Source organism: Paracoccus xiamenensis (genome assembly GCF_011308835.1).
Classification (GTDB): Bacteria; Pseudomonadota; Alphaproteobacteria; order Rhodobacterales; family Rhodobacteraceae; genus Paracoccus; species Paracoccus xiamenensis.
Window position 1 is genome coordinate 105,434 of record NZ_JAAOHY010000003.1, and the last position, 24,235, is coordinate 129,668.

The window sequence follows — 24,235 nt, forward strand, 5'->3', positions numbered from 1 at the left end:
TCACAGGGTTCCTGCCATGAGTGACGCCTACGATCCCGCCCGCGAGGGCGCGAAAATGTCCTTCGAAAAGGACATGAGCTATATCGACTATCTCGCGCTCGACCAGATCCTCGGCGCGCAGCACCGGCTGTCCTCGGCCCATGACGAGATGCTGTTCATCATCCAGCACCAGACCTCGGAACTGTGGATGCGGCTGGCGTTGTTCGAACTATCCGCCGCCCGGCGCGAATTGCAGCAGGGCCATTTCCGCCCCGCTTTCAAGATGCTGACCCGCGTGGCCCGGATCTTCGAACAGCTGAATAACGCTTGGGACGTGCTGCGCACCATGACGCCCAGCGAATATACGGCGTTGCGCGACGATCTAGGTGCCTCGTCCGGGTTTCAGTCACATCAATATCGGCTGATCGAGTTCATTCTGGGCAATCGCAACCGGGCGATGATGAAGGTCCATGAACACCGGCCCGAACTGCACCAGATGCTGGAAGCTGAGATCGCCGCGCCCTCGCTGTACCGGGTCGCACTGGATGCGCTTGCCGAACAGACCGGGCTTTCCTTCGATCTGTCGGACCAACCGCTTGACCAGCCCCATACCGCCGACGCCGGGGTGCTGGCGGCATGGAAGCGCGTCTATCAGCACCCGCACGACTATTGGGAGCTTTACGAACTGGCCGAAAAGCTGGTGGATCTGGAAGATTACTTCCGCCGCTGGCGTTTTAACCATGTCACCACCGTGGAACGCATCATCGGCATGAAGCGTGGCACCGGCGGCACCAGCGGCGTCGCCTATCTGCGCCGCATGCTGGAGGTCGAGCTTTTCCCCGAACTCTGGCAAGTGCGAGGTCAGCTATGACGACCCTTCCCCGCAAGCATCTGTTCGATCTGCCCGAGGGCGTGATCTATCTTGACGGCAATTCACTGGGACCGCTGCCCCGCGCCGTCGCCCCGCATCTGGCGCAGGTGGTCGGCACCCAATGGGGCCAGCACCTGATTACCGGCTGGAATGTGGACGGCTGGATGGAACAGCCCCTGCGTGTCGGCAACCTGATCGCGCCGCTGATCGGCGCGCCCGAAGGGTCCGTGATCATGGGCGATACCCTGTCGATCAAGGTCTATCAGGCGCTGTCGGCGGCGCTGGCGATGCGCCCCGACCGGCGGGTGATCCTGTCCGACAGCGGCAACTTCCCCACCGATCTTTACATGGCCGAAGGACTGATCCGTCAGTTGGATCACGGCCATGAATTGCGCGTCGTCGCCCCCGAGGCGGTCGAGGACGCCATCACCGAAGACATCGCCGCCGTGATGATCACTCAGGTCGATTACCGCAGCGGTCGCATGCACGACATGACCCGGATCACCGCCCGCGCCCAGGCAGCCGGCGCAGTGACGATCTGGGATCTGGCCCATAGCGCCGGCGCGGTGCCAGTGGATCTGGATGGATCGGGCTGCGAGTTTGCCGTCGGCTGCACCTATAAATACCTCAATGGCGGCCCCGGCGCGCCGGCTTTCATCTATATCCGCCCCGACCTGGCGGATCAGGCGCAGCCTGCCCTATCGGGCTGGATGGGCCATGACGCGCCCTTTGCCTTCGAACTGGGCTATCGCCCCGCCACCGGGATCGAGAGGATGCGCGTCGGCACGCCGCCGGTCCTGCAAATGTCGGCGCTGGAGGTCGCACTGCGGGCTTGGGAAGGCGTCGACATGGCCGATCTGCGCGCCACCCAGATCGCGCTGTCGGAACTGTTCATCGCCGAGGTTGAGGCGAAATGCCCGGGCCTGACCCTCGCCAGCCCGCGCGATCCGCAGGCGCGCGGCAGTCAGGTTTCCTTCGCTTTCGAACATGGCTATGCAGCGATGCAGGCGCTGATCGCGCGCGGCGTCATCGGCGATTTCCGCGCCCCCGATATCATGCGCTTTGGCTTCACTCCGCTGTATCTGGACGAGCACGACATCCGCCGCGCCACTGCCATCATGGCCGAGGTCATGGAGGGCAAGCTGTGGGATGACCCCGCCTATCAAAAGCGGGGCCGGGTGACCTGAACGCCCCTTGCGCTGTGCTGTCCAAGCCGGCGCAAGACGGTTTCAAACGGGCTTTCGGAAGGCCAGCCCCTAAAAGAAGCTGGCCTCGGCGGCCTCGGGGTCCAGATGGAAGGGCTGCGGATCGAACTGGGTCGCATAGGCGATGATCTGCTCGGCATCCAGCGCATGGGTGCCGCTTTGAAACGACTGCCCCACCGCGAGATCGTCCAGATACAGCGGGCCCTGCGGCGCGTTCCCGTCCATCGCGCGCCCTCAGCCCAGCTGATAGCCCGGGGTCGAGGCCGACAGCTCCTTTTCCGCCTCGTCCATGCCCTCGGCGATATCCTCGAATAGCGGCGTCGACAGATAGCGTTCGCCGGTATCGGGCAGCATCGCCAGAATTACCGTCCCCGGCTCGGCCTTTTCGGCGATCTGGATTGCGGTGGCGAAGGTCGCGCCACCGGAAATCCCGGTCAGGATGCCTTCCTGTGCCGCCAGCTTCTTCGCCCAGGCGATCGCCTCGGGGCCGGGAACAGAGGTCAGCGTGTCATAACCCGAATTGTCCAGAGCCTCCTGCAACACATAGGGGATGAAATCGGGGGTCCAGCCCTGGATCGGATGCGGCTCGAATGCGGGGTGGCTGACCGCCGGGCCGTGATCCGCGCCGCGTTCCTGCGCGACACCGCTGGCGACAAGGGCGGCGTTCGCGGGTTCGGTCAGGACCAGCTTCGTTTCGGGGCGCTCGCGGCGCAGGACGCGCGACAGCCCGGTCGCGGTGCCGCCCGTGCCGTAGCCGGTCACCACATAATCCAGCCGCTGATCCTTGAAATCGCCAAGGATTTCCTGCGCGGTCGTGGATTCGTGGATGTCGGCATTGGCCGAGGTCTCGAACTGGCGGGCCAGAAACCAGCCGTGTTTCTCGGCAAGTTCGACCGCCTTGTTATACATGCCGGTGCCCTTTTCGGCCTTGGGCGTCAGCACCACCTTGGCCCCCAGCATCCGCATCAGCCGCCGCCGCTCGACCGAGAAACTCTCGGCCATGGTCACCACCAGCGGATAACCCTTCTGCGCGCACACCAGCGCGAGGCCAATGCCGGTGTTGCCGCTGGTCGCCTCGACCACGGTTTGGCCGGGCTTCAGCGCGCCGGAACGTTCGGCGGCCTCGATGATGTTCAGCGCCAGCCGGTCCTTGACCGAGGCGCCGGGGTTGAAGAACTCGGCCTTCACATAAAGCCGCACCCCTTCGGGGCCGAGATTGTTGACGCGCACCACGGGCGTATCGCCCACTGTGTCAAGGATGCTGTCATAAAGGCGGCCGCGCCCGCTGGTCGTCCTGATGCCTTGCTGTGCCATCTGAGCTCCTTCCGATTGGGCCATATCCAGCGCAATACTTCCGCCCGCAACGGGTTCTGACAAGCAAAATCCACCGCGACCACGCGGCAGGACCGCGAGCCCCCGGCAGAGGCCAAGGAAATTCCGCCAACGGTCAAAAAGGCGGGAAATCCGACCGGAAAGGCGCAGCGGCGGCCGGCGTGGAAGGGGATTCGGAATGGCGTCCGTCCCCGTCGGACAGGCCATGATTCAATCTGCGGGCGATATATTGACCGAGAATATTGCGGTCAGGTGATCAAAGTCGAACCCGAGCCCCGCAACATCCGCCGGCCCCGCCGCGGTGCACCGCATTCATCCCGACCTGATGCACAGCGCGCTGATCGGCGAGATCCAACCCGGCATAATGAGCGGTATTTTTCTAGCGCTCCGTTATGTGGCCGAACGCTGTAAAGCCAAGGTGAAGCGCCACGTCATCAGCACCATGCGGAAGGTCTGATCCTCGCACCGCCGGAGCATCGAAGATCGCCCGCTTAAGGCTTCAGCGTTCCCGATTGTTCCTGACATGCGGCCGCTCGGGCCAGCCCGTCGACCACCGCGGTAAAGACATCGGCCTTGCGCAACCGGGCCTGCGGAAACAGCACACTGATATCCGCAGCAACGAACTGCATCAGGCTGGAACCGCCCACCAGAACCACCTCGCCAATCGCAGCGGGGGCGACCTGCGCCGAGGCGATGGTGTCGGCCATCGCCTGCCGCACCCCGTCTCGATAAGCTGCCAGCGCCTCGTCAAGGCTGGCGGCGGTGACCAGTGCCGAAAGGCCCGGCTCGACCGTTTCCAAGAGAATGCGCCCCTTGCCTTCGGGGCCGTTGGCCGCGATCTTCCCACGCTCGACCGCGAAGGCCAAATCATGGCCGGTCTCATCCTCGATCACCGCCCGGAACCGAGACATCGCAGGGCGGTCCACCGCCATGCGGGCCATGTCGGCCGCCAGCCGGCGCGTCTCTTGCGTGTACAGGAACGGGATGCGTGCCCAGGTGGCAAGATCGACATAGGGCGCACGCGGGACCGGCAGAAGTTCATCACCCATGACCCGGCGCAATTGGCCGCCAAGGCCCAGAAGGGGCATGGCATGGGTCAACGAAACAGACTGGTCGAAATCGGTCCCACCCAGCCTGATGCCGTGGCTGGCGAGGATATCCAGCTGACCCGCCCGGCTGCGGAAAACCGAGAAGTCCGAGGTGCCGCCGCCGATATCGACCACCAGCCCCAGAGCCTCGCCGGGAACAGGGCGATGACTGGCAAGCGCCGCCGCCTCGGGCTCTGCCATGAAGGCGACTTCCTCGAAACCTGCGTCCAAGTAGCAGGCGCGTAGGTCGGCCTCGGCCTGTGCGTCCTTGGAGGGGTCATTGGTGTGAAAATGAACGGGCCGTCCCGACAGGACGCGCCGCAGCGGCATGCCGGCTGTGGCCTCTGCCCTTTCGCGCAACTCTGCCAGAAAGGCCGCGATGATATCGGCCAGCGTGCGCCTGCGCCCGCCGATCAGCCGGGATTCACTCATCAACGGCAGACCAAGCGCGCTTTTCAGCGCCCGCATGTATCGCCCCTCTTGGCCGGCAATCAAGGCATCAGCGGCGGCAGCACCGATCAGCATGTCGCCCCTACCCGCGGGAAAGAACACTGCTGTGGGCAGCGTGTCGCCGCCGTCTTCCATGGGAAGCCTGGAAGCTCTGCCCGGCCAGGACAGCGCCACCGCCGAATTCGAGGTGCCAAAGTCAATTGCCAGCGTCTGCATCCCGAACCCACCTTTCGTCAAAGCCCGATCCGATAGTCGAGCCCGCCTTTGATCGCAAGACGGTCAGGCCGCAGCTTGTTCGCGCCAGCTGCATTGAGAAACGCCAAGAGCCGCCGCCCGTCCTTCGGGCAGAGGCTCTCCGCCAGATGCCACATGACGACCCCATGGAATCCCTGCCCGAAAAGCGTGGGTTTCGGGCAACCCGACCAATGCGACAGGAAGCGTGGCAGCAGCACTGGCAGGGCGCCGGCCACCGGAGGCAGCCTGCCGTCAGCGGGTCGGCCAATCAGATGTCAGATACGACCTCCTCTCCATGCCCGGGGCCTTCTCAGCAAGCCTCAAAACCGGGCCGCGCGCCCGCCAACGAAGGTTGTCTGCTCGCATCGCATCGCATCGCATCGCATCGCATCGCATCGCGGACCCGACGTTCATCCCGACACGGGGCAACAGGCATTATTTTCCAAATCCCGGCGAAGCTTTCATCCCCAAATGGGCAGCCCGAAATTATGCCTCATCGAACTGAATGCCCGTGATCTGATTTCGGCCCTCATTCTTGCTGTCGTAAAGCATCCTATCGGCGGTTTCGAACCACGCTTTCATTCGCAAGTCGGGTGCGCAGCGCCGGACCGCAACGCCGATGCTGATGGTGACCACGGGCGCACAAGACGATCCCGCATGCGGGATCGCCAATGCCTCAACCTGGCTGCGCAGCAACTCGGCCAGATGCATGGCGCCATCATAGCCCGTTCGCGGCAAGACGCAGGCAAACTCCTCGCCACCGTAACGCACGCACATGTCACCGCCGCGCCGCATCGCTGCCCCAAGCGCCTCGGCCACTGCGGCGATGCAACGATCACCTTCAAGGTGCCCATACATATCATTGAATTGCTTGAAGTAATCGATATCCATAAGAAGAATGGATAACTCTTCCCGTGACCGCGCGAGCCGTGTCATTTCCTCGGCCAGCAGGGCTTCCAGCATGCGGCGGTTGCCGAGGCCCGTCAGCGGGTCGATCAGCGCCTGATTGGCAAGTTGATCCCGCATTCGCTTCAGGCTCACGTGATTACTTACTCGGCAGCGCAGGGAAACAGGCTGGACGGGCTTGGTGACATAGTCGATCGCACCAACGGACAATCCCCTGATCTCGCATTCAACGGAATCGAGCCCGGTCGTAAAGATAACCGGAACGTTGGCCAAATCAGGGTCGAGTTTGATACGCCGGCAGGTTTCGTACCCGTCCATACCCTGCATGACCACGTCGAGGAGGATCAGATCAAGCTGCGAACACTGCGCAATTCCGATCGCTTGCTCGCCCGATCGGGCAAACAGGATTTCGTAATCATCTTCGAGTATGGCGCCGATCATCTCGATATTGGCGATCTCGTCGTCGACAATCATAATCACAGGCTTGCTGTTCATGCAGACAGACCCCTGAGGCCCTCCTCAGGGGGCGGATATGCTGCATCCAGCAGGCTCAGCGCTTCGTCATATTCAAGCCGCATGATCGCCGCACCAAGCGGATCAGCGTCCTGTTCGCGGGATGTCATCCCTATCGCCTCTGCATAGCGGACGAAGCCTTTTCTGGCTGAGAGACTTCGCCGGCAAATCTGATCGCGAAGCGCATCGCGCGCGCTGGCGGTCGCTACCGGATCAGTCGTGCACCCCATTCCAATCTGCGCACGGAGGCGACGGTCTTCTTCTGCGATCCCGTCCAGCCGGTCCACTGCCGCAATGGCAGCCCGCACAGCATCATCCAGATCAAGCAGCAGATCGGCAATCTGTGCTTCTCGCCCCGAGCGGGCAAGTTCTTCCAACTGGCGCGCGATGCTGCTGACATCGCCCAACCCCAGCGAGGCCGCCACTCCCCTCAGCCCATGGGCGAGATGCATCGCCTCATCTGTACGGCCAGCTTCAAGCTGCCCCGACAAGCGCCCGCAGATATCGGCATAGTTGTCCCTGAACCCCAGGATAAGGCGACGCAGCAGGTCGCGCTTACCATTGACCCTTACCAGGGCTGTCGAAATGTCGAATGGCCGCAGGTCATCAGGCAAATCTGGCGCGGTACCGCTCTCGAAGCTTGGAATCGCCGGTCCAGCGGTGGCCGTTCCCAGCCAGCGCTCCAATGCCTGGATAAGAACGGGCGGATCGATCGGCTTGGAGACGTGGTCATTCATCCCGGCGTCAAGGCAGCGCCTGCGATCCTCCTCATAGGCATGAGCGGTCATGGCGATGATTGGCAAGCGTTCCTTCGACCAATTCTGGCGGATCCGGCGGGTCGCGCTGACCCCGTCCATCACAGGCATCTGCACGTCCATCAGCACTGCCGCATAGCCGGTACTATCCGCTTCGAGCATTTCGCAGGCGATGCGGCCATTCTCGGCGCAATCCACCACAAGCCCTGCGGCATGAAGCAGCTCAACGGCGATTTCCCGGTTGATTTCATTGTCCTCGGCCAGCAGCACGCGGTTTCCCTGCAGGTCAAGGGGAAGCTGTGCGGCACTTGCATCCGGCCCCGCATCCATACTGGCTTGACTGTTCGCGGTCGCGAACAGCTCGCCCAACGTCATTTCCAGCCGCTCCGCATCGACCGGCTTGCTTAGGAAAGCACCAACATTTTCGCCCTCCCCTTGATGAATACATTCATCGAGATCATGTGCCGTCATCATCACAATTGCGGGCTCAGGCATGCCTGCGCAATCCCGGCGCAGGCGCCGCAGGGTATCGAACCCATTCAGATCAGGCATCTTCCAGTCGATCATCAAAAGGTCGTAGGGACGACCGGCCTCGGCCGCGCGCTGCAGCATCTCGATCGCCTTCGGGCCAGAACTCGCCAGATCGGCCTGCATGTGCATCCGCGCAAACAATTCCTGAATGATCTGGCGCGCCGCCGGATTGTCGTCGGTCACCAGAATGCGCAGCTGTCCCAGTGTAGAAATCGTGCTGGGGACGGCGGCGGCGCGGGTCCGGGCCACGCGCATCCGCACCAGAAATGTAAAGGTGCTGCCGGTGTCAGGCGTGCTTTCGACGCCGATCCAGCCCGCCATTTGTTCCACGATCTGCCGGCAGATCGCCAGCCCCAGCCCTGTCCCGCCAAAACGTCGCGTCGTCGATGCATCCGCCTGAGCGAAGGAATTGAATAGCATTCCTTGCTGTGCCTCGGTCAGGCCGATACCGGTATCCTGCACCGTACAGCGTATTCCGGCGATGCCGTCATTCAGTTCGACCATCTCGGCGGTCAGCGTGATGCGCCCTTCCTGCGTGAACTTGATCGCATTGCTGAGCAGGTTCAGGATGACCTGATTGAAACGCATGTCGTCACCGATCAGGGCCGGAGGGATATTGCTATCGATATGCACCGCGACCCTCAGCCCCTTCGCATGGGCGGATTCAGACACCATCTGCAGCTGGCTTCCGATTGCCGCGCGAAGATCGAATTCACGTTCGTCGAATTCCAGCTTGCCAGCCTCGATCTTCGAAAAATCCAGGACATCGTTGATCAACCGCAGCAACGAGACGCCAGCGCTGTTGATCTTGCCGACCTGATCCTTGTGGCGCCGTTCCAGCGGGGCGCGCTGCAGCAGATGAGAGAAGCCCAGGATGGCATTGATCGGCGTGCGGATTTCGTGGCTGATATTGGCCAGGAACATGCTTTTGGCACGGCTTGCGGCTTCTGCCTCGCGGGTGCGCTCCTCCAGCGCTGCACCTTTCTGAACAAGCTCGTCACGCAGGCCCGCCATCCGCGCAAAGGTCTGCTGCACCATGTTCACGACCCATAGCAGCACCAACATCTGAAAGACGACGATAACCGCATGCAGCAAGACCCGAGCGAGGTCACCCGAACCCGGAAAAACCGCAAACGGCAGCAGGTAGAGCAGCACCAGGTGATGCGTGGCGGTCAGCAGCGCCCCGAAAAAGATCTGGCCGCGATCGAACCACGCAATGTTAAGCGCCAGAACCGCGAAAAAGTACATATGCATGTCCATCTGCCACGGATGGCCGGTAAACAGCAGCAAAAGCAGCGCCGGCTCGGCGATCAGGGCTACAGTCGCGACATTGCGGACGGCTGGACTGATGCCAAGGCGCAGGAACATCACCTGATAGGTCACGGCAATCAGGGCCGCGCTCGCCATGGCCGCGGGTACTGACAGCGCCTTGTTCCACAGCGCGGCAAGTCCCATCAGCGGAACATGCGCCCAAAGCAGCCACACCAGAAGCGCGCCATATCGTTCGCGCAGCCTGTCCAGTTCTGCGATCATGGCAGTTTCCCTTTCGCGTCGCCCGAACAGCCCAGCAGGGCCGGCGCGGGAAGCACCAGCCAGGCCCCCTGTTTTCGCATCTCCACACCGAAATCAGGTCGGGCCGCCATGGCGACGGCAAGAAACGGCACTGCGCCAAAGCCGACCACCCCGCCATCGGCCCGAAAGACCATTTCCATCATTTCTGCGCGCCCGCTCCACGGGGCGGACAGGACGAGGTATTGCCCACCGGCACCCTTGACGAGAAAAGTCGCGACGATCAGCGCGATAAAGCCGGACGCCGCAAGAAACAGGGCGGGCAAAAACGCCTTCAGACCGCCATCATTCGTCCTGGCGATCTCGCTTCGCGATGAGATGTTGCGGAAGATGGCCGTCTCCTTCCATGCCGTTCGTTTCCGTGTTTGTTCCCAGACTCCTACTAAGAATATGTAATTGAAACGTTAGCGAGCCAACGCAAAGCCACCACGATTTTATTACGGTTTGATCTATTAACTCTTTCCGCTAACCCTATATTCCTGCCTCGATCCGGGTCGCTAGAAGGTCGTTCTCGCAACCCGCCAGCAGCCACCGGGCGCTTCGCCCAGGCTGCTATGGTTGCGCTTGCAAACCGCCCCGCAAGGTGGCGAAATATTGGTCGAGCACCGGACAGGATGACCTTTATGACTGCCCAATCCCAGACTTGGACCAGCCGCGCATCGCGCACCGAAATTTCGACGAGCTTGGGAATTATCCCGATGGTCGTGGCGTCGGCGACGAATGCGGCGCACGGTACGGTGCTGCTGGTTCATGGCCGTAACGGTGCGCCGGGGCAGGACCAGATCGCGGAAATTGCAGAAGCCTATCTGGCGCGCGGCTGGCGCGTCGCCGCGCCAGAGCTGCCCAACTCGATCGCGCTTCCCAATTCTGGCCCGCCCGAGCAGGTCACCTTCAGCCGCCACAGCCGGGCGACCGCCGAGGCCTGGGCCTGGCTGGCCGGCAAATGGCCCGACGCGCCGCGCGCGCTTGCCGGTCACAGCATAGGCGCTTTTGCCATAGCGCAGCTGGCGGGCGACGCGCCCGAGGCGCATCACCTGCTGGCTGTCTCCCCACCTGTTTCCGGCATGGTACTGCTGTCGGCGCGTGAAGCCATGGGCCCCGCCGCGATCGAGGCCGTGCAGCGCGAGGCGCCGTTATTTCTGGCCGAAATGCCCGTCGCCGATGCTTCTGCTTCGTTGGCGCGCAGCCCAGCACCGCTTGCCGTCGTGACCGGGGCCGAGGATGGGCTGGTGCGCTTGGCGGACGCCCGCGCCTATTTCAACACCGCCCCCAATGGCCGCTTTTTCGGGGCCTTGCCAAACGAACATCACTGCCCCGCCGGTCCCGCCTGCGCCCAGATGCTGCAAGCGGCACTGGCGGCGCTCGGGGCCTGAGCGTCAGGCGATTGCCGGATCCAGCCAGGGCGCGGTGAACCCCAGCGCGCGCAGGCCGCGCTGAACCTCTGCCCGGCCCGAAACGAGCCGCCACAGCAGGCCCGAGCGGTAATTCTCCAGCCCGATGACGATGGGGGCCTGGTCGATGGCCAGCCGGCTTTCCGCGACCCAGTCATGGGTCAGGTTGAAGGCGTCTACAAAACCCGCCTCGCCCCAGATGCGCCCGCCCAGATCGTCGTGCAAATAGCGCAGCACCACCATCGCCTCGGCTGGGGCAAAGGGCAGCGAGGACAGCGCTGCGGTCGGTGTAATAGTGCCGGTATCCTCGGTCGGAGAATGGGCGACATAGCCGCGCGGATCGTAGCTGGCGGTCAGGCCCCAGCAATCCGGCCCATAGCCGGCCCAGCCATGGGGGTTCAGCAGGCAGTGGTGGCGGTTGACCAAGGCGTGGGCGCGCGCCTGGATGCCGTAATCGGCATAGGCGTCGCGCAGCCCGCGCGGGTCGATGCCCAGAAACGGGTATTGCGACAAAAACAGCGGCCCGCCCCAATCGGGACCAAGCGGCAGCACTGTGCCGCCATAGTCGCGCCCGTTTCGAAAGGCGGGCGCGGTGGCCCAGCTTTGGTGATAGGACGCCGCCGGGATCGGGTGGCTGCGCGATCCGGCGGCAAGGACGAAGACCGGAAGGGCCTCGTTCCAGCCCCGGACCGGCAGGGCATTGGCAGGCCAAGGCCGGTCGGGGTGGTGGTGCCACATGAGTGCGCCGTCCTCGCGCAGATGGGCGGCCCAGTTGACACTGTCATAAAGGGCTGCGATCCGCCGGCCAAGCTCGGGTTCTTCATGGAAATAGGCGGCGGCGCCCAGCAGGCCCAGCATCAGGAAGGCAGTCTCGACCAGATCGCCGCCATCGTCACCCGGCGAGAAAGGCTGAACGCGCCCGGTGGTGCCGTTCAGGAAATGCGGAAACACGCCGTCGAAACGGTCGGCACCTTCCAGAAATCCGGTCAGCCGCGCCACCCGGTCAAGGATCTGTTGCCGGGGACGCCAGCCGCGCTCGGCGGCGACGATCTGGGCCAGCAGGCCAAAGCCGGTGCCGCCGGTGGTAACGGTTTCGTGGATGTCATAACCGTGGCTGCCGCCGCTACGCTCTCGCGCCATGCCGCTGACAGGGTGGCTCCAATCCAGAAAATACAGCGCCGTCGCTTGCGCCACGCGGTCACGCAGGGCGGCGTCATCAAGACCGCGGATCAGCTGAGCCATGTCAGCTCTGCCATCTGGGTGTCGCGGCTGTTCGGGCCGATATGCAGCTGGATCAGGCCGGGGTCGCGGACCCACTCCGCACCCTCCAGCGACGGTGCGATGGGGTAGCTGAACTGGTCGGAGGTGACGCGAAAGCGCAGCTCTCGACTTGTGCCGGGCGGCAGCGTCACCTGTTGGAAATCGATCAACCAGCGGCCCGGCCGGGTGATCCGCGCAACCGGGTCGCTGGCATAAAGCTGCACCGTCTCGACCACCTCGCACGGGCCGGAATTCGTGACATTGATCCGCAGCGTGACAGGCCGATCGGCAAGGGCACGGGGCCGCGACAGTTGCGGCATCCCGTATTCGACCTGCCCATAACTCAGCCCGAAACCGAAGGGAAAGCGCGGCGCATCGTCAGGCATATCCAGCCACCCGGTGCGGAACTTGGCAAAATGACCGGGGAAGGGCCGGCCTGTCGGCTCATGAGCGTAAGATAGTGGCACTTCGCCCGGATGGGCGGGCAGCGCCATCGCTAGCCGGCCCGAGGGATTGGCCGCACCGAACAGCAGGTCCGCCACCCCTTCCGGCCCGGCCACCCCGCCATGCCAAGCGTAAAGCAGTGCATCGGCCTGTTCGGCAACCGCGCCAAGCGCCAGCGGACGCCCGGCAAACAACACCACCACCAGCGGCTTGCCGGTCGCCGCCAGCGCCGCAATCAGCCGCCGTTGCGGCGCAGGCAAGTCCGGTGATAGCCGCGAGGAGGACTCGCCCGCATGTTCCTTGGCCTCGCCCACTGCGGCGATGATGACCTCTGCCTGCCCGGCTGTCGCCAGCGCCTCGGCCATGATCTCGGCTTCGGGGCGCGGGTCCTGCCGTACCGTTACGCCGTGGACGTTCAGGCGCTGTACCAGCCAATCCTCGTCGACGATATTCGCGCCCCAGGCAATGGCGGGCACCTGGCCGGTCAACGCCGTCACCGCCTCGCCCAGCGGCGTCACATCCTCGGCCCGGCCCGAGACGGCCCAGGTCCCCAGCATATTCGCCCGATCCGCCGCGAAAGGCCCGATCAACGCAACACGCGTTTCGGCGGCCAGCGGCAGTACACCGTCATTCTTCAACAGCACCGCCGCACTTGCGGCGGCCTTGCGGGCAAGCGCGCGCCCCCTGCCCCGTGCCGGCGGGCGCGCCGTTTTCGCCATGCCCCGGAAAGGATCGTCAAGAAGCCCCAGCCGCTGCTTGAAATCCAGCACCCGGCGGCAGGCCCGATCGACCAGCGCCGTGACCTGAGCACCCGTCAGCGAGATCCCGGCATCGGGGGCATCAACGCCGGATTTCGCCAGGGCGGGCAACTCGCGCAGATAATCTTCGCCCACCATGTCCATATCAACGCCGGCATGGATCGCGCGGGCCACGGCGACCGGCGCAGGCCCCAGCCCATGCGCCACCAGCTCTGCCACGCCGGTATAGTCCGAAACGACCAGCCCGTCGAAACCTGTCCCGGCGCGCAGCCAGCCTTCGATCAGGGGGCCGTTGGCATGCATGGGCAGCTTGTTGACGGCATTAAAGGCGACCATGACGCTGGCCGCACCGGCCTCTACCCCCGCGCTGAAAGGGGGCAGATAGGTGGCCAGCAGATCCTCCCATGCGAGCGAGACGTTGTCGTAGTCGCGCCCGCTTTCGGGGGCACCGTAAGCCACGAAATGCTTCAGGCAGGCAGCCACCCGGCCCTTGCCCGCGGGATCCTTGCCCTGAAAGCCACGCACAGCCGCCGCGGCGATGCGCGCGGCCAACAGCGGCTCCTCGCCCGGGCCTTCGGCAACGCGGCCCCAACGGGCATCACGGCTGATGTCGACCATCGGCGCATAGACCTGATGAAGGCCTTCGGCAGCAGCCTCGGCGGCGGCGAAGCGCGAAGTTGCCGCGATCAGGTCCATGTCCCAACTACAGGCGAGGCCGATATTCAGCGGGAAGACGGTGCGGTGGCCGTGGATCACATCCTCGGCGAAGAACAGCGGGATGCGCAGCCGAGACCCCGCCAGCGCGCGTTCCTGCATGGCGCGAGCGGTGGCCAGCGACTTGGTGCCAAAGATCGCGCCCACCTGGCCCGTATCCAGCCGTCCGGCCAGCGAGGTCGGCTGCCGCGCCCCGGTCATCAGCCCCTCGCCCGCGGCCATCAGGTTCAGCTGACCGATCTTTTCAGCCAGCGTCATCTGCGCCATCAGGCGCGCGACATGATCGTGGTCTTTCAATGCGCTGCCCCTTGCTGACGGTTATTCAGCCGCGTGGCGCGCGGCAAGAAATTCGGGCCGGAGAATGGGGGAAAGCTGCCCCAATCCGTCGCGGATATCCAGCGCCGCCGTATAGAAGGGCTGCCCGTCGGGGTCGCTGGGCGCGGCTTCGCCATGCAGGACCGCCAGCACCGCCGTTTGCGGCAAGTCCTCGCGCAGGACCAGGTGAAAGCGCATCACGCCTTCAATATCCAGCGCCGCCGTGGCCTCGTCCAGCAGCAGGATATCGGGCTTGGCCAGCAGGATCCGCGCCAGAACCAGCCGCTGCTTCTGCCCGCCCGACAGCGTGTTGCGCCAGTTGCGCCCCTGATAAAGGACCTGATCGAGGCAGTTGATGAATTCGCCAAGGTCCACCCGCGCCATGGCGGCGGCGACAGCAATATCAGAATGCTGTTCGGGGTGGTCGGGATAGGTCACCAGCGCCTTCAGCGACATGCGGTCGGGGATGTCGGGATCCTGCCCGGCAAAGAACATTCGCGCCCCCTCGCGCATCGCGACCCGGCCCGAGCCATAGGGCCAGATCCCCGCCACCGTCTTCAGCAGGCTGCTTTTGCCGCAACCATTCTGCCCGCGCAGACAGATCCAGTCGCCCAGATACAGCCGCAGCTGCGGCACCGACAGGAAGGCCGGCGTGTCATGGCCACGGTGATGCAAGCGCAGACCTTCCAGCGCCAGCAGCGGGCCTGCGGGCCGTTGGGTGCGTTCGAAATCGCTGATACCGGTCTCGGCATAGAAGTCCTGGCGGCGGCGGACACGCTCGACCGCCTCGGCCAGTTCGGTCAACCGTCCGGCATTGGCCTTGAGCGTGGCGATGGCGGGCATGACGTTGATGAACCACGACACGTCGCCGATCAGTTCGGCCGTCAGCTCCCCACTGGCGGCGAAATCACGAAAATTCAGGTTGCCCGCCATATAGGACGGCAGCGCCGGCAGATAGGCCAGAAGCCGCGAGGACAGGAAGTTGTAGACGCTGGTGAACATCATGACGAAGGCGCCCAGCCAGTTCTGCTTGCCCCAGGTCTGGTCGAGTTGTGCATAAAGCTGGCCGTTGATGCGGCTCTGCGCCCGCTCGCCCCGTGCCGCCGCCATCCGACCGACGCGACCCAGCATGGTGCCCCACTCGCCCCGCCACGCGCCGTCGCGACGCTGGCGCTGCACGCTCAGCCGTCCCAGCACCCGACCCAGCTTCCAGGCGACGTAAGTGATGCAGGGCACATAGATCGCGACCAGCAGCAGCGCCAGCACGGCAGAGCCGTATTCCCCCGGCGCAAGGTCGATCCGCCCGGCAAGACCGGGGCCTACCCAAGCCTCCAGCGTCTGGTTGGCCCCTGCCCCCCAGAGGTCAAGGAAAGGCACCGGCTGGCTGCGTTCCAGCAATGCGGCCGAGACGAAATAGATAGAGGTCACCGCCCCCCACAGCCCCATCGCCAGCCCGATGATGCCGCCATACAGCCCGCCCGAGCATTCATCGACACGCTGGTCGATGGCATCGGGCATGCGCGGCGTGCCATGCGGGGCCGAGCGGTCGCTGGTCAGATCCAGCGCGATCCGCCCATCGGCAAGGATCGCGTCGTTGAACTGGCCGACCAGCCAACCGCGCGCACGCCGATGCAGCGTGGTAGAGACAAAGTGGCGCAGCGCGATCCCCGCCGCCCGGGCAAGAAACAGGCCCAGATAAGCGCCGGCCGCCAACAGGATGACGCGGGCGGGATCGACCTCTGGCGCTGCATTGTGGAAATTCGCCAGCGAGGCGAGGAAATCAGCGCTCGCCACCGCAACCCAGACGCTGGCCTTGCTGAGCAGGGTAGTGATCGCAAAGACGATCACAGTCAGCAACCATGCCTCGCGCCAGCGCTCTGACACCCAATACGCCGACAGAAGACCCCAGAACCCAGTTAACCGTTGCACACACGCTGCCTTTTTTTATCGCCAGGCATAACCGCGCATCCCACAGCGACACATATTCGCCTGCGGGCCGTTCCCGGCTTATTTTCTTGTAAATTACAGCCGCTTCGCGCGATTCTGCCGCGTTACGGCCCTGCTGTAAAATCAAGCATAACAAACAAACCTATCGGCGGTAAACCGCCGATGCACGTTTTGCTTTCTGAAATGTTAATCACCTGTCAACTGTCGCAGGATGGCAACGGTGCGGTTCGCAGATTGTCGCGTCCCGACGAAATCGAAGAATCCTCGCCAGTTCCATGATCCGCATATGATGGATGTCGTGAAGATCCCTAAAGTCGGCGTGTCGAGGCGCTGGCACAGTTCAGTCCCCCAAAGGGTGCAGCCACAAATGTAATCTGGGAGATCGAACTTGCTGTTCAGCAGCTCCATCACGATCCTGACTGCCGCGTCACACCTGAACTGTGAACAATAAAGCCACGAAAAATCCGTATCTCCCTGAAGAAGGGCCAAATCTATGTAGCGTTTCAGACGATACTGTGGCCCCTTAGCAGGGAATATCCAGTTGTAATACCTGCGACATTCACGCCGAAATCTCGGTGAGGATCAAGCTGTTCAGCTGCACCTGCTAGCGCCTGCCCAAGATCAACCTTGCCATTGCTTCGTGCAGATCTATCCTTCCAAAGCGATTGAATGATGCGACGGTTACAAGCGTGACAATCACCAGATGAAAAGGTTTACAACAGCCTTTCTTTCGCTAGGATTCAAGCAAAAGCACAGCAGCGCAGGACCTCGTGACGACGCCCCCAAAACCGCCCCGGATTCATGATGTTGCGCGCCTTGCGGGGGTCTCGGTGGCGACCGTCAGCCGGGCGATGTCGAACCCTTCCATCGTCAGCGACAGCACCCTGCGCGCGGTCGAGGCCGCCATTGCAGAAACCGGCTATACGCTGAATGTGGCGGCGCGGAACCTGCGTCAACAGCAGGTCGGCGGCGTGCTGGCGCTGGTGCCGAAGCTGGCCAATCCGTTCTTCTCGGTGATTCTGTCCGGCATTGCCGACGTGCTGCGCGGCAACGGGCTGAACCTTTTGGTGCTGGATACCACGATCCAGAGTGGCATCGGCCGGCGCGAGGCGATCGGCGCCTATCTGAACCGCTCGCGTTCGGATGGGGTGATCGTGCTGGACGGGGGGCTGGACGCGGATCTGTTCCGCCAGCCGAATTGTCCGCCGGTGGTGCAGGCCTGCGAATGGATCGAAGGGTTGGAGGCCCCGCGTGTACTGGCCGACAATGCCGAAGGTGGCCGGCTGGCGATCACCCATCTGTCGGGACTCGGGCATCGCCGCATCCTGCATCTGGCCGGGCCCGAAGGCAATTCCCTGACTCGCGCCCGCCGCGACGGCGTGCTGGCGGGGTTGGCCGAGGCGGGGCTGCCCCCCGACCAGACGGTGCTGCTGAACGGCGATTTCTCATTGCAATCGGGTCGCGCCGCGGCAGCACAGATCCTGGCTTTGGCCAAACGCCCAACCGCCGTTTTCTGCGACAATGACGAAATGGCGATCGGGCTGATCAACGGATTGTCGCAGGCCGGGCTGCGGGTACCGCAGGACATCTCGGTCATAGGTTTCGACAATATCGAGATGTCGGCCTATACGCTGCCGCCGCTGACCACGATCCGCCAGCACCGTGACCGCCTGGGCCGCCACGCGGCCACGGCGCTGCTGGCGCGGATCAACGGCCAGACAGGCCCGGATGAAGAGGTTCTGCCGGTCGAGCTGCTGCTGCGATCAAGCACGGCCGCACCCGCCAGTTGACCGCCACGCCCAAGGCGCAGGTCACGTCCCCGACAGCATCCGCGAGATCCGCAGCGCATAGCGATCCGTCATCCCCGAGGTAAAATCGGCCAGCCCATGCAGCGCCTGTTCGGCGTTGCCGATGTCGCGCAGATCAAGGCCAAGCGCTCGGGCAAGCTGCTTCGAATAGGGTTCCAGCCGCTCACGGTCCCAGCCCTTCCGCGCCAGATCTTCATAGACCGGCAGGACCCCCGTCATCACATTGTCGATGACCCGGCGGCCTGAGACCTCAAGTTCGGTCTTGCGCGGCGCGGTGAAGATGCGGTCAACGGCCAGATCGGAGATGCGCCGGAAAATCGGCCCGACCGTGCTGCGTTCGATCAGACCGCCGGACATGTGCCCGGCCATGATCGCGGCATGGTTCTGCTGGAACACCTCGACGCAGCTGCGAATGGCCGCCCCGATCGCCATGGCCCGCAACACCTCGATATGCTCGGCCTCGGTCCGGTCGCCGCGCGAACGGGGCGCGGTGCCGGTCACCTCTTGCAGAAGGTCGCGTACCTGCTCATAGGGCAGCTCGCCCGTGGTAAAGGCGTCCTCCAGATCGACAATGCGGTAACAGATATCGTCGGCGGCCTCGACCGCGAAGACCAGCGGGTGGCGACGATACCAGTGCCCGCCCGCGTAGGTTTCGCGGGGAAGACCCAGGGTCGCGGCGACCTCATCAAAAAGCGCCGCTTCAGCGTTGAAGATGCCAAACTTCTTATAGGGCAACAGCGCCGGGCCAGCCGCCGCCAAGGCTTGCTGGGTGGCCGCGGTCAGCGGGTATTTGGTGAAGGCGCCCAGCGTCGCCTTGGACAGCCGCATGCCGCCGTCATTGCGATACATTTCCAGCCGCGCGATGATACGGAAACCTTGGGCGTTGCCTTCGAACTTCTCGAATTGCCGCTGCAGCACCGGGTCGAGATCGGCCAGCAACCCCTGCGGCTGGACAAAGCGCGCCGCGAACCATGCGCCGATGGCCTCTTCGCCGGAATGGCCGAATGGCGGGTTGCCGATGTCATGGGCGGCGCAGGCGGCCTGCACGATATCGGCAAGGTCATATTCCTGACCCCGCACCAGATGCCCCTCGGACACCAGCCATTGCCCGATCTCCATCCCCAAGGTGCGGCCGACGCTGCCCACCTCGACCGAATGGATCAGCCGGTGGTGGACATGATCGTTTTCGTAAAGCGGCTGGACCTGGGTCTTGTTGGCCAACCGCCGGAACGGGGCCGAGAAGATGACCCGGTCATAATCCTGCACGAAATTCGACCGGCTGGGTTTCCCTGCCGCGCCAGGGCCGTGAAGCCGCGCGTTCGACAGTAACTGGTTCCATTCCATGACATGCCTCCGCCTATTGGGCCCGCAACGGTCAAAGGCGGGCGGCCCGCCTGTGCTAAACAACCACCCACTGTGATGGAAGCCCCCCTATCAGGTTGTCACCTTAGCCACGAAGAAAATTATTTACGCCTGATTGGTAATTTTTTGCCATTTCAGATTGTGATAGGCTAAAATCTAACCGAACATGAAAATAAATTGCGTAAGGACATATCCCATGACCGACTCTCGCCTGATCCGCTATGACACCGCCGACCCGCAGGCCGGCGGCCAGAAGCGCCCCTTCGCCAAGGCGGTGCGGGCCGGGGATTACGTGCATGTCTCGGGCCAGGTGCCGACAGTTGGGGGCGAAGTCGTGGCTGGCGGCATCGTCGCCCAGACCGAACAGGTGATCGAGAATATCAAGGCTGTGCTGGCAATGGCCGGCTGTGGGCTGGAAGACGTGATCAAGGTCAACTGCTGGCTGGATGATCCGCGCGATTTTTCAAGCTTCAACGCTGTGTTTGAGAAGCACTTCATCGATAACCCGCCAGCACGCTCGACGGTGGAATCGCGGCTGATGGTGGATGCCAAGGTCGAGATCGACGCCATCGCCTGGAAGCCGCTGTGAAGGTTCTGATTCATGCCGATCCGGCCCGTGCGCTTGACTGCACGGCCGGGCTGCTGGCTGCCCGGCTGCAACGGCAGCCCGACGCGGTTCTGGGATTGGCCACAGGCGGCACGATGGAGGCCGTCTATGCCCGGCTGATCGCCGCATATAAGCGCGGCGAGGTTAGCTTTGGCCAAGCCCGCAGCTTCAACCTGGACGAATATGTCGGTGTGGCGCCGGATCACCCGGCCTCTTACTGGCACTACATGCGCGAACATCTGCTCGATCATGTCGACATCGCGCCGGGTGCGGCGCTGCTGCCGCGCGGCGATACCCCTAACCCCGAGGCCGAGGCCGCCACCTATGAACGCGCCATTGTGGAGGCCGGCGATATCGGGCTGCAATTGCTGGGGCTGGGCGCGAATGGGCATATCGGTTTCAACGAACCGACCTCCAGCCTTGCCTCGCTGACGCGGGTGAAGACGCTGACCCGCTCCACCCGCGAGGCGAATGCGCGCTTCTTCGAAGATCCCGCGCAAGTGCCCCGGCTGGCGATCACCATGGGCATCGGCACGATCCTTCGCGCGGATGAGGTGCTGCTGCTTGCTTATGGCGAGGGCAAGGCCGACGCCGCCCGCGCCATGATCGAAGGGCCGCTTTCGGCCGCCTGCCCGGCATCGGCACTGCAACTGCATCGAAAGGCAACAGTAGTGCTGGATGCCGCCGCTGCCAGCAAGCTGGCGCTGCGGGATTACTACGAAGAAGTTCACCCCGACGGGCGAGACGTCCCGATCTGATCCAGCGCCTGACGCAAGGCGCGGACTGCGCCCTGATCGGTCGCCCGCGCGCCGGGCGGCTGAAAACCGAACTCGGCGATCTGCGAAAGCGTCGGAGCAGGCTGGGGCGCAGAACCCGAGGCATGGATTTCGCTGAGCGGAAGCGCCGCCGCAAAGCGCGCCGCATTCGCCGCCGAAACGCCACCGCCCGGCATCACGGTCACCTCTGGCGCTGCATCGGCCATGGCGCGCAGCCGCGCCAGACCTTCCAGCGCCGTGCGCGCACCGCCCGAGGACAGCACACGCCGAATCCCCAGCCGCGCAGTCGCCCGCATCGCTGCAACTGGACCCGGGGTCAGGTCGATGGCGCGGTGCAGGGTCACATCCATGCCCTCTGCCGCTGCAACCTGTTCAGCCAGCACCTCCTCGTCCAGCCGGCCATCCGGCAGCGAGGCGCCGATGACGACGCCGGCAAGACCGGCGGCGCGGGCGGCGGCGATTTCGGCGCGCATAGCGGCGCGTTCCTCGGGCGACCAGACGAAATCGCCGGCACGCGGTCGGATCATCGCCAGAACCGGCAATCCGCAATCCCCCGCCAGCGCCATCAGGCCAGCCGACGGCGTCAGCCCGCCCAGGCCAAGCGCGGCGCACAGCTCGATCCGGTCGGCACCACCCGCACGGGCGGCCGCCAGGCCAGCCGCATCATCGACGCAGATTTCCAGCAGGATCCGGCTCATATCTTCCGCCTTTCAAGAAAAATCAGCAGCCACGCGCCCGTGATCCCCGCCAGCCCGCTGAGGATCGCTGCGGCAGGATAGCCCTGCAGCGCCGCCCCAAATGCGAAAATACTGGCACCAATAGCCCCGCCAGCAAACATGTTTACCGCGATCAGCGAGGCCGACAGCCCCGGCCGGTCGGCGATCAAGTCCAGCAGATAGGAAATCGGGATCGAGATGATCCCCGCTGCCCCCACCCCGGCCAAAACGCTGGCGGCATAGACATGCCAGGGCTCGGACGCGAAGGCGATGCCCAAGCAATAGCCCAAATAGATCGTGGTCGAAATCGCCAGCGCCGTGGTCAGGTGCAGAAAGCGCAGCGACCATGTCCACAGGAACATAAAGACTACCTCTAACGCCGCGACCATGCCCACGACGATGCCGACATCTTCCGACGTGCCGCCCGCCTGCCCCAGCGTGATCAGCGGCAGCACTGTCGAGTTGACGTGCAGCACCTGCGAGATCAGCGCCACCCCCAGAACCGAGGCCATAAGCCGCGGCCGCAAGATCTGCGCCATGTCGGCCAGAACCGAAACCGGCAGCCGCGACTGCGCCGGCCGGTCACTGCGCCCCGCACTCGGGGCCACTTGCGCAGTGCCGGTGCCCCCCTGCGGGATCCGTTGCAGCCGGGTGTCGGTGGGCGGCGGCGTGTCGGGTTCCAGCCACAGCACGATGGTCGCCAGACACGCGGCGGCCAGAAGCGCGGCGATCAGATAGGCCCCGATCATGCTGTCACGCCCCGCCAACGCCAGCCCCACGGCCCCCGGAACCAACACCCAGGACAGCGAAATCGCCATCCGCATCAAGGCGTTGACGATGCCGGCCTCGGCGGGATCAAAGCGGTCGGACTGGGCGCGGACATTGCCGAACAGCATCGAATTGGTGGCGTGGAACAACGCCAGCGGCCCCACTGTCGCCAGCGCGAAAACCAGCGCCGAGGGTGCCGACCAGATCGCGCCGTAACCGATGATGCCGAAGCTGGCGACGAAAATCAGCGGCTTGCGATAGCTGCGAAAGCGGTCGGACAGTGCCCCGATGGCGATGGCCATGATGACATTGGCGATGGATGCGGCAAGCGCGATGGCGGCATAGGCATTGTTGCTCAGCCCAAGCTCGCGGATACCAATGACCGATTGATAGGGCGAGGTCGCGGCCCCGGCCACACCATAAAGAAAAATTGCCGCCGCCGAGGCGCGTACCACCCGGTGACGGCGCAGGATGTCCAGCCACAAGCGCATCTGCCTAGCCCCGGAAACGGATCGAGGCCCGCGCCTCGGGGGTGAAGGCGTCGCGCGGATCGAATGGCCAGGTGCCGGCGGGGCGGTGCAGGTTTTCCAGCCGGGAAATGTCCTGATTGACCGCCCCATCGGTCAGCGCCATCAGGTTCGGGTTGGCGATGGGGGCAAGTTCCGGCGACAGATAGCCGGATTTCACCACCACCAGCCCGGCCCGTTGCGGATCAAGGCCCAGCCGGGTGAAATCGGCGATATTGTGATAGGGGCGGCGGCGCGCGGCCAGCACGGCGCGGATGCCGCCGATCTGGATAACCGCCTGACGCTCCGCCGGTGCCTCGCCCGCATCCAACCGCACGACCCGCGCCCGCACCGGCAATACCGCGCTGGAAGGATCGAGGCTGGCGCCGATGGTCAGGTCCAGTTCGGCCCCCTCGCCCGCGGCAAAGCACGCCTCGGTCGCAGGGGCGTCAGCGATACCGGCCAGAATGGCATCCTGCCAGTCCCGCGCGATCAGCGCCGCAAGTACATCGGCGCGGTCACCCACACCGCCGCCTGTCGGATTGTCGCCGCTGTCGGCGAGAATGACGGGCTGCGTCTCCGCCACCGCCGCCAAATCCAGCATCCGGTCCAGCGGGCCGGTGACGGGGCCAAAGGCAAAGCGGTGACGCGCATCCCAGAAATCGCTGGCGATGCGCAGCGCGGCCTCGCCTGTTGCCTGCAGATCTGTGCCGGTCACGATGGCGCAGGCGGTGGCGCGCGGCTCGTCCGCCCAGACATAGCCGATCATTAGATCCGTGCGCCAGATGCCCGACCCTTCCAACCCCGGCAGGGCGGCATAGAGACTGCGGGCGGGCTCATCCTCGGTCGAGGATTTCTCGCCCGGCAGCAGCAGCGGCACCGGCACACGGACGACACCGGGCCGCGCCCCGGTTTCCAGCGCTCGGATCAGCATGGCAAATGCGGACTCCATCGTCTCCGCCACGTCGATATGAGGGGCGGTGCGATAGGCGGCGAAGATGTCGATGGCGTCGACCACATTCTGCGAGACATTGCCGTGCAGGTCATAGCTGACCGCGATCGGCAGGTCCGGCCCGACAAGCGCGCGAACGGCGCCGATCCAGTCGGCCTCTGCGTCCCACATGCCTTCGACCTTCATCGCCCCGTGCATGGCCAGATAGATCCCGTCGACCGGCAGCGCGGCGACCAACCGTTGCAGAAACTCCGCCTTCAGCGCCTGATAGGCCGCGTTCGAGACCGGCCCGCCCGGAACCGCGCGCGCATGCAGCAGCGGCAGTACCTGGGCCTGATGCCGATGCAAGAAGGCAAAGTAATCATGCGCCACCAGATCCGCACCGCGCAGAACGCGGAAATCATCCACCTCCATAAGCGCCGGCGAATAGGTCGAGCATTCGGTGTGGATCCCGCCCACGGCAATACGCATCTGTGGC

The 24,235-nt window shown here is 64.3% G+C and carries 21 protein-coding genes; 6 read left to right on the top strand and 15 right to left on the bottom strand.

Annotated features, from left to right (window positions below; genetic code table 11):
* The first annotated feature begins 16 nt into the window (after positions 1-16).
* Both G7044_RS08955 and kynU read left to right on the top strand, forming a co-directional pair.
* A complete protein-coding gene (locus G7044_RS08955) occupies positions 17-850 on the top strand; it encodes a tryptophan 2,3-dioxygenase (protein ID WP_166328087.1) in 834 nt (277 codons plus the stop codon).
* The gene (gene kynU / locus G7044_RS08960) at positions 847-2,037 is read left to right on the top strand and encodes a kynureninase (protein ID WP_166328089.1); all 1,191 of its coding nucleotides are present in this window, start codon (positions 847-849) and stop codon (positions 2,035-2,037) included. The genes G7044_RS08955 and kynU overlap by 4 nt, the downstream gene beginning before the upstream one ends.
* A 69-nt stretch (positions 2,038-2,106) precedes the next feature.
* Here the strand turns inward: kynU and G7044_RS08965 are convergent, their stop codons facing one another.
* From G7044_RS08965 to G7044_RS08995, 7 genes are all read right to left on the bottom strand, one after another.
* Entirely contained in the window at positions 2,107-2,280 is a 174-nt protein-coding gene (locus tag G7044_RS08965; protein WP_166328091.1) for a hotdog family protein, read from the bottom strand.
* 9 nt (positions 2,281-2,289) lie between these two features.
* Positions 2,290-3,369, bottom strand: a complete 1,080-nt coding sequence (locus G7044_RS08970) for a PLP-dependent cysteine synthase family protein (protein ID WP_166328093.1) — start codon at positions 3,367-3,369, stop codon at positions 2,290-2,292.
* A 509-nt stretch (positions 3,370-3,878) separates the two neighbouring features.
* The gene (locus tag G7044_RS08975; protein WP_166328095.1) at positions 3,879-5,141 is read right to left on the bottom strand and encodes an Hsp70 family protein; all 1,263 of its coding nucleotides are present in this window, start codon (positions 5,139-5,141) and stop codon (positions 3,879-3,881) included.
* Between the two features lie 17 nt (positions 5,142-5,158).
* Positions 5,159-5,395, bottom strand: coding sequence for a hypothetical protein (locus G7044_RS08980; RefSeq protein ID WP_166328097.1), 237 nt, complete (start codon positions 5,393-5,395; stop codon positions 5,159-5,161).
* Positions 5,396-5,645: 250 nt separating this feature from the next.
* Positions 5,646-6,560 (bottom strand): diguanylate cyclase, encoded by a 915-nt coding sequence (locus tag G7044_RS08985; RefSeq protein ID WP_166328099.1) that lies wholly within the window; start codon positions 6,558-6,560, stop codon positions 5,646-5,648.
* Positions 6,557-9,154 carry a response regulator gene (locus G7044_RS08990; protein ID WP_207630242.1) on the bottom strand — a complete coding sequence of 866 codons (2,598 nt, stop codon included), beginning with the start codon at positions 9,152-9,154 and terminating at the stop codon, positions 6,557-6,559. The genes G7044_RS08985 and G7044_RS08990 overlap by 4 nt, the downstream gene beginning before the upstream one ends.
* A gap of 239 nt (positions 9,155-9,393) precedes the next feature.
* A complete protein-coding gene (locus G7044_RS08995) occupies positions 9,394-9,699 on the bottom strand; it encodes a hypothetical protein (protein ID WP_166328103.1) in 306 nt (101 codons plus the stop codon).
* Positions 9,700-10,056: 357 nt separating this feature from the next.
* Here G7044_RS08995 and G7044_RS09000 point away from each other — a divergent pair, with 357 nt between their 5' ends.
* Entirely contained in the window at positions 10,057-10,806 is a 750-nt protein-coding gene (locus G7044_RS09000) for an alpha/beta hydrolase (RefSeq protein ID WP_166328105.1), read from the top strand.
* A gap of 3 nt (positions 10,807-10,809) precedes the next feature.
* Here G7044_RS09000 and G7044_RS09005 read toward each other — a convergent pair whose 3' ends face one another.
* The 4 genes from G7044_RS09005 to G7044_RS09020 form a co-directional block, all read right to left on the bottom strand.
* Positions 10,810-12,066: a glucoamylase family protein gene (locus G7044_RS09005; RefSeq protein ID WP_166328107.1), complete on the bottom strand. Its 1,257-nt coding sequence runs from the start codon at positions 12,064-12,066 to the stop codon at positions 10,810-10,812.
* Complete coding sequence (locus tag G7044_RS09010) at positions 12,054-14,297, bottom strand: glycoside hydrolase family 3 N-terminal domain-containing protein (protein ID WP_166328109.1); 2,244 nt, start codon at positions 14,295-14,297, stop codon at positions 12,054-12,056. The genes G7044_RS09005 and G7044_RS09010 overlap by 13 nt, the downstream gene beginning before the upstream one ends.
* A 21-nt stretch (positions 14,298-14,318) precedes the next feature.
* Positions 14,319-16,199: an ATP-binding cassette domain-containing protein gene (locus tag G7044_RS18200; protein ID WP_166328111.1), complete on the bottom strand. Its 1,881-nt coding sequence runs from the start codon at positions 16,197-16,199 to the stop codon at positions 14,319-14,321.
* A 249-nt stretch (positions 16,200-16,448) separates the two neighbouring features.
* A complete protein-coding gene (locus G7044_RS09020; RefSeq protein WP_166328113.1) occupies positions 16,449-16,670 on the bottom strand; it encodes a hypothetical protein in 222 nt (73 codons plus the stop codon).
* 362 nt (positions 16,671-17,032) lie between these two features.
* Here G7044_RS09020 and G7044_RS09025 point away from each other — a divergent pair, with 362 nt between their 5' ends.
* Positions 17,033-18,052, top strand: coding sequence for a LacI family DNA-binding transcriptional regulator (locus tag G7044_RS09025; protein ID WP_166328115.1), 1,020 nt, complete (start codon positions 17,033-17,035; stop codon positions 18,050-18,052).
* Between the two features lie 21 nt (positions 18,053-18,073).
* Here the strand turns inward: G7044_RS09025 and dgt are convergent, their stop codons facing one another.
* Positions 18,074-19,414 (bottom strand): dGTP triphosphohydrolase, encoded by a 1,341-nt coding sequence (gene dgt / locus G7044_RS09030; RefSeq protein ID WP_166328117.1) that lies wholly within the window; start codon positions 19,412-19,414, stop codon positions 18,074-18,076.
* A gap of 214 nt (positions 19,415-19,628) precedes the next feature.
* Here dgt and G7044_RS09035 point away from each other — a divergent pair, with 214 nt between their 5' ends.
* On the top strand, positions 19,629-20,021 hold the full coding sequence (locus G7044_RS09035; RefSeq protein WP_166328119.1) for a RidA family protein: 393 nt from the start codon (positions 19,629-19,631) through the stop codon (positions 20,019-20,021).
* Positions 20,018-20,797, top strand: coding sequence for a glucosamine-6-phosphate deaminase (gene nagB / locus G7044_RS09040; RefSeq protein WP_166328121.1), 780 nt, complete (start codon positions 20,018-20,020; stop codon positions 20,795-20,797). The genes G7044_RS09035 and nagB overlap by 4 nt, the downstream gene beginning before the upstream one ends.
* Here nagB and G7044_RS09045 read toward each other — a convergent pair.
* Genes G7044_RS09045 through G7044_RS09055 form a run of 3 tightly spaced genes read right to left on the bottom strand, consistent with a single transcriptional unit; the run spans position 20,767 to position 24,228 of the window.
* Positions 20,767-21,513: a copper homeostasis protein CutC gene (locus tag G7044_RS09045; RefSeq protein WP_166328123.1), complete on the bottom strand. Its 747-nt coding sequence runs from the start codon at positions 21,511-21,513 to the stop codon at positions 20,767-20,769. The genes nagB and G7044_RS09045 overlap by 31 nt on opposite strands.
* A complete protein-coding gene (locus tag G7044_RS09050) occupies positions 21,510-22,790 on the bottom strand; it encodes an MFS transporter (RefSeq protein WP_166328125.1) in 1,281 nt (426 codons plus the stop codon). Before G7044_RS09050 ends, G7044_RS09045 begins: the two co-directional genes overlap by 4 nt.
* 4 nt (positions 22,791-22,794) lie before the next feature.
* Positions 22,795-24,228 (bottom strand): M81 family metallopeptidase, encoded by a 1,434-nt coding sequence (locus G7044_RS09055; protein ID WP_166328127.1) that lies wholly within the window; start codon positions 24,226-24,228, stop codon positions 22,795-22,797.
* Positions 24,229-24,235 lie beyond the last annotated feature (7 nt).